The 6069-nt window shown below is 39.6% G+C and carries 5 protein-coding genes and 1 pseudogene; all 6 read right to left on the minus strand.

Annotated elements, in window-relative coordinates; translation table 11 throughout:
• A pseudogene (locus Q0F90_RS06430) lies at positions 1-695 on the minus strand (hypothetical protein); the annotation flags it as partial.
• Between the two features lie 108 nt (positions 696-803).
• Positions 804-1250 carry a hypothetical protein gene (locus Q0F90_RS06435; protein ID WP_054747695.1) on the minus strand — a complete coding sequence of 149 codons (447 nt, stop codon included), beginning with the start codon at positions 1248-1250 and terminating at the stop codon, positions 804-806.
• Positions 1251-1513: 263 nt separating this feature from the next.
• On the minus strand, positions 1514-2521 hold the full coding sequence (hypE, locus tag Q0F90_RS06440; RefSeq protein WP_296004243.1) for a hydrogenase expression/formation protein HypE: 1008 nt from the start codon (positions 2519-2521) through the stop codon (positions 1514-1516).
• A 1-nt stretch (position 2522) separates the two neighbouring features.
• Positions 2523-3641, minus strand: a complete 1119-nt coding sequence (gene hypD / locus Q0F90_RS06445; protein WP_296004244.1) for a hydrogenase formation protein HypD — start codon at positions 3639-3641, stop codon at positions 2523-2525.
• Positions 3601-3852, minus strand: coding sequence for a HypC/HybG/HupF family hydrogenase formation chaperone (locus Q0F90_RS06450; RefSeq protein ID WP_105097814.1), 252 nt, complete (start codon positions 3850-3852; stop codon positions 3601-3603). The genes hypD and Q0F90_RS06450 overlap by 41 nt, the downstream gene beginning before the upstream one ends.
• 178 nt (positions 3853-4030) lie before the next feature.
• On the minus strand, positions 4031-6069 hold a 2039-nt coding region (hypF, locus tag Q0F90_RS06455; protein ID WP_296004245.1), incomplete at its 5' end, for a carbamoyltransferase HypF.

Below are 6069 nucleotides of genomic sequence, written 5' to 3' on the forward strand. Positions count from 1 at the left end.
GTACCATCGATAGCAGGAATAGTATCGAATGTGATATCTAAAGCACCATTACGACCAAAGGAACGAGCCTTTTTCAAAGAAGTAATCGTACCAGAACCTACAGTACCAGCAGGAACTAACAATACATTACCATCCATTACATTTTCAGCCACAGTAAAGGATACAGTATCGCCTTCATGACTTGTTTTAGAGGAAACAGCATCATTCAAAGTTACTTTAAATACTTGGTTACCCGCCAATGTGCCTACTTGGTTAGTAAGAGTCACATTGCTACCATATACCTTAGTTTTTAAAGAAACAATGCGTTTTTGTAAAGAGCCACTGCCAATGCGACCATTTACGCTACGTTCCATTTTTTCTACACGATCAACAAGAGAGCCTGCGTTAATACTATTTTGATACGTATATTCTAATGCGTCCATTTCTTCACGCAAAGAAATATTCGTGCCGCTACCTTCTACGGAGTTATAGAGCGTATCAACACGTTTGCTCAATGTCGCAGAGTTACCATTGAAACCAGTACCATACACGGTTTCATCAAGTTGATTAATGCGGTCCACTACAGCACCATCTTGTACAGAACCATATACAGTAGTTTCCAAAACATTTGTTTTTTCTGTTACTGTACCAGGAGCAGCAAATGCAGTGCCTGAAATTAGGGATGCCATTAAAAGTGTAAGTACTTGCTTCTTCATAAATTCCTCCACAACGTATCTAATGTATAACTGTTATACAACAGAATAAGCACGGGCCTAAGACCGTGCTTATTCCCTGAGTCTACTATTTTATATGCTCAGTGGCCATTAAATTTTCAAATCGATAATCGCAGATACACCTACGCCTTGAACACGAGATGCACCAACTGGGTTTGTGCTATCAACAGGAACTAAACCTTTAACACGAACCATGCCATTAAAGCTACCTTCTACTTGAGCAACAGCTTTAACTTCTTCAATGCTAGATGCAGGACCAGTAACTTGAGCAGCACCGATATAACCTTTTGTACCAATACTAATAATAGGTACTACTTTAGTTGTATATTCTGTGCTTAAGTTATTTTGTTTCAATAATTTATTTAAGAAAGTGTCAATTTGAGGACCGAATTTGTTAATAACAATACCGATACCACCAATTTTAGCAGCACCGCCAAGAATACTGCTTAAGCCGCCAGCTTGAGTAGTCAAGATGCCACCAAATGCAGTTGTAGTTAAACAAATCCCTAGAACAGCCGTAATAATTTTCTTTTTCATAATAAGCCTCCTATAGATACTTATATTTTAACAAATTCTATACATAGATTCTAGTGAAAGTATAAGAACTTACACATAAAGATACCAGCATTGTATAAAAACACGATGAATTAGTAGTGAATTTTATACAACTTAATTTAATGCTATCATCACAACAGAATACTGTCAATATCTAATAGAACCTATACTAAAAAAGCATCAAAAATCACCTAAAAAGAAAGAAATTATATGAACTAATTAAAATACTATTTCAAGTTATAGACCTAACAAATACGCGGCACTTGATCCTCACCTAATAAATCGACTAAACGAACACCACCAATAGCCGTTTGTAATCCTACTTTGCCGATATTTTTATCTAAGGTTTTACCAATGAGAACTGCTTCTTTACCTTCTTCAAAACTATGTAAAATTTGAAGGACTTGGTCGGTCACCTCTGGTTCAACTACTAAAACGACTTTGCCTTCATTGGCTAAATATAACGGGTCATAACCTAGAATATCACACACAGACTGCACTTCATCATGAATAGGGATAGATGTTTCTTCCACCTTAATTCCCACTTGGCTTTGGTCTGCAATTTCTTTTAACACAGTGCCCAACCCACCACGTGTAGGATCTCGCAATAAAGCGACTTGAGGTCCTACCTTATCAAGAACAGCATGAACCATCTTATTTAAAGGAGCACAATCTGTTTGTAAGGAATCAGATAAATCTAAACCAAATCGCTGACCCATAACGGCAATAGAATGGTCTCCAATAGCACCAGATAAGATAATATCCATGCCCGCTTTTACGCGATGTGGGCCAATATCTATCCCTTCAGGAATCATACCAATACCTGCAGTATTGATGTAGATTTTATCAACTTCCCCTTTTTTTACAACCTTGGTGTCACCAGTAACAATTTGTACATTTGCAGCCTTAGCCATATCTGCCATTGTCCGAAGAATTTCATCCAATTCATCAAAAGCAAGACCTTCCTCTAAAATAAGGCCGCAGCTTAAATATTGAGGCACTGCACCATTCATGGCAAGGTCATTCACAGTTCCACATACGGCGAGTTTCCCAATATTACCACCTGGGAAAAATGCCGGTTGTACTACATAAGAGTCCGTAGAGAACGCCATCCGTCCAGCATTCACAGAAAACTGTGCTCCATCGTGTAAAGGTGCCAGTAAATCATTTGTAAAATATTTTAAAATAAAACGCTCTGTCAATTCATGACTGAATCGACCGCCATTACCATGGACTAAGCGAACTCGTTCCATATTAATCCTCCCACGTCGATCCACCACTGGAATATCCATATTTGTACCAAGCAGCACAACTACCTTCTACAGATACCATACAAGCACCTACAGGGTGGTCTGCAGTGCAACTTTTACCAAATAATGGACATTCACTTGGTTTGATAAGGCCTTGTAAAACACGTCCACATTGACAACCTTTAGGATCAAGGGATGGTTTCTCTAACTCAATGGGCAGCACACGCTCTGCATCATAAGCGGCATATTCATCTTTTAAAGCTAAGCCAGAGTTTGGAATAATGCCGATACCACGCCATGCATCATCACATACGTCATATACGTCCTTTATCATAGCTTGAGCTACAGGATTGCCCTTCTGCATAACGACGGAATGGTATGTATTACCCACAACAATATTGCCAGTTTTTCGTTGCTCTAAAATATTAGCTATAGCGGACAGAATTTCTAAGCCATCAAAACCGGCGATACAAGATGGAACACCATATTCTTTGGGCAAAAAACGATATGGTTCTTCACCAATAATCACACTTACATGGCCAGGCAAGATAAAGCCGTCAATATGACCTTCTTGTCTGTCTAGTAAAGCTCTCAAAGCAGGTGGTACTAATTTATGAGATACAAGGAAGAAAACATTCTTAAGCCCTGCTGCGTGAACTGCTTTTACAGTAGCACAAATGACAGCAATAGTCGTTTCAAAACCAATAGCTAAGAATACAATTTTCTTTTCTGGATATTTTTTACTTAACTCTATTACCTCTAAAGGTGTATAGATAACATGGATATGGGCCCCCTTAGTTTGAGCTTCACTGAGGCTACTATAACTACCTGGAACCTTTAACATATCCCCAAAGGTAGCGATAATAACATCCTCGCGTTCTGCATAGGCTAATGCCTTATCCATATAAGTTTGATCTGTTACACATACAGGACAACCTGGTCCACTAACAAGTTCAATGCCACTAGGCAATAACTGACGAAGACCTTCTCGGAAAATCGATACGGTATGTGTACCACACACCTCCATAAGCCGCACAGTTTCACCGGGCTCATGAAGTGTATTAATACGTTTTAACAACGCATCAGCTGTGTTCTGCTTTTCCTGCAAAGTAAGCTTCTTCAAGTTCTTCTAACTCCTTAAAGGCTTCTAATGTTTTTTGAGCCTCTTCTTCATCAACAATTTGTACTGCAAAACCTGCATGAACTAATAGCCAGTCCCCTACCTTCGCTTCCGGTACGAGGAGCAAACTACAGTCTCGTGTAGCACCTGTCAATTCAACGGTGCCAATAGCATCATTCACAGCAATTAATTGCGCTGGTACAGCTAAGCACATACTATCTCCTTAATTTCTAATAACACTCGTTTATATAGTATAAAAATCTACTGTAAACAAAAGCTTTTAAAATAATATACTACAAAAGCTTCTGCGTAATATATAAATATATCTAATAACATTGTATCACAATTACAATCATTATTTAGTGATAGCCGCTACAATTAGCTAGTACCGACTATTGAGTTTGACTACCAATCCATAGTTGACCTAATGCCAGTCCCCCATCATTAGATGGCACCACTTCATTCATATATAAATTGCCTACATGCCATGCGCGATAGATCAATTCTACTAATGTACGGTTTTGGAATACGCCGCCTGATATAGCAGCATCACTTATTTTATATCGTTCCATTAAATCGGCTGCAGTTTCACAAATTGCGATAGCAATCGTTTTATGGAAAGACGCAGCTAGATGAGCACGAGATTTACCTTGTACAACGCCATCCATAATGGCTTGTACGGTAGGGGTAAAGTCAAGAACTTTTCCGTCATAATTATAGTCAAGCAAGGAACCTTTTTCTTCGCCACATAAGGCCTCTAAAGCAATAGTAATCTGTGCATCATATGTATGTATCATACCAAGCCCCAAAAGAGAGCCAACAGCATCAAATAAACGACCACAACTCGTTGCTTGGATCATAGGCATTGTAGATTGTAATGCTTTATCTAGAATTTCCCAACCCTTTGGAAGCTCTTCCATCCATTTTTGGTAAGCAGAAGGAATATCGTTTCCATAATAATTACGTATGTACCATAAGGCTTGACGCCATGGCTCTGAGACAGCCTTTTCTCCACCAGGTAATGGAGCTTCATGGATATGAGCTAGTCGTTGATATTGACTGCCTTTGCAGAGAAGAAACTCCCCTCCCCATATCGTTCCATCTGGACCATAGCCGGTACCATCCATAGCAATACCTAGTACAGGGCCCATCAAATTATGTTCAGCCATAACAGAGGCTATATGTGCATGATGATGCTGAATAGTGACGACTGGAATTTGTGAGCTTTCACCGATACGTTCCCCTAAATGAGAGGAGAAAAATTGGGGATGACTATCTACAATAACTCTCTCAGGCCCTATAGAGAATAAGTTTTCATAACGATCAATAGTCCACTCTAGCGTTTCGTGGGTAGATGCATTTTCTAGGTCTCCAATATGAGGGCCTAGTAAAATTTCATTCCCTTTATTTAGGGCAAAAGCATTTTTTAAATCACTGCCCATAGCCAGAATCGGTGTAGCCTCTATGCTTTCACAATGAATCGGCTCAGGCACATAGCCACGACTACGACGAATAAAGCGTGGTTTATTATTGATAACCATCACCACAGAATCATCAAGAGGTGCATAGATTTCACGATTATGGACTAGGAAATAATCTGCTACCTCACCGAGCTCATTAAATGCTTGGTCATCGTTATATAATACGGGATCACCACTTTTGTTACCACTAGTCATAACCCAGGCTGCATCAGAGGGTAATAAGACCTCGTGCATCGGTGTATAGGGCAGCATTACACCTAACATATGATTATCAGGTGCTACGTGAGCACTTAAACGGACAGAGCTATTATGATTTCTTTCTAGTAGCACAATAGGACGTTCCATTCCCGTCAATACATCTAGTTCTACATCGCTAATTTGAACTAACTCTATGGCTGTATCTAATGAACCAACCATAATAGCTAATGGCTTATGAGGTCTGTTCTTACGCTTACGCAAACGTTGTACAACCGCGTCATTTCGCGCATCGCATACAAGATGATAGCCACCTACCCCTTTTATAGCGATAATACTACCTTCATTAATCAATTCACGCGTTGTATTCCATACATTCACCGTATCTACAGCCGTGCGATTTGGCTTGTATAAGGTATAACGAGGCCCACAATGAGAGCATGCATTTGGTTCAGCTCTATACCGACGCCCCTCTAAATCTTCATACTCAGCTAGACAAGCTTCACACATGGGAAACTCGTTCATCGTCGTCCGTTCCCGATCATAGGGCAAAGATTTAATAATCGTATACCGTGGTCCACAGTTTGTACAATTGATAAAAGAATATTCCTGTCTTCTCTTATCTTGTTGTAACTCTTTGAGGCAATCTTCACAAGGAGCTGTATCGGCACTGATAAAAGTACTAACCTCTTCCCCTAACGGAGATGGTGCAACAGAAAATGTAGTTTCCTCATTTTTTATACTAAGAGGCGGTA

The sequence above is a fragment of the uncultured Veillonella sp. genome, from assembly GCF_934190855.1.
Taxonomy (GTDB): Bacteria; Bacillota; Negativicutes; order Veillonellales; family Veillonellaceae; genus Veillonella.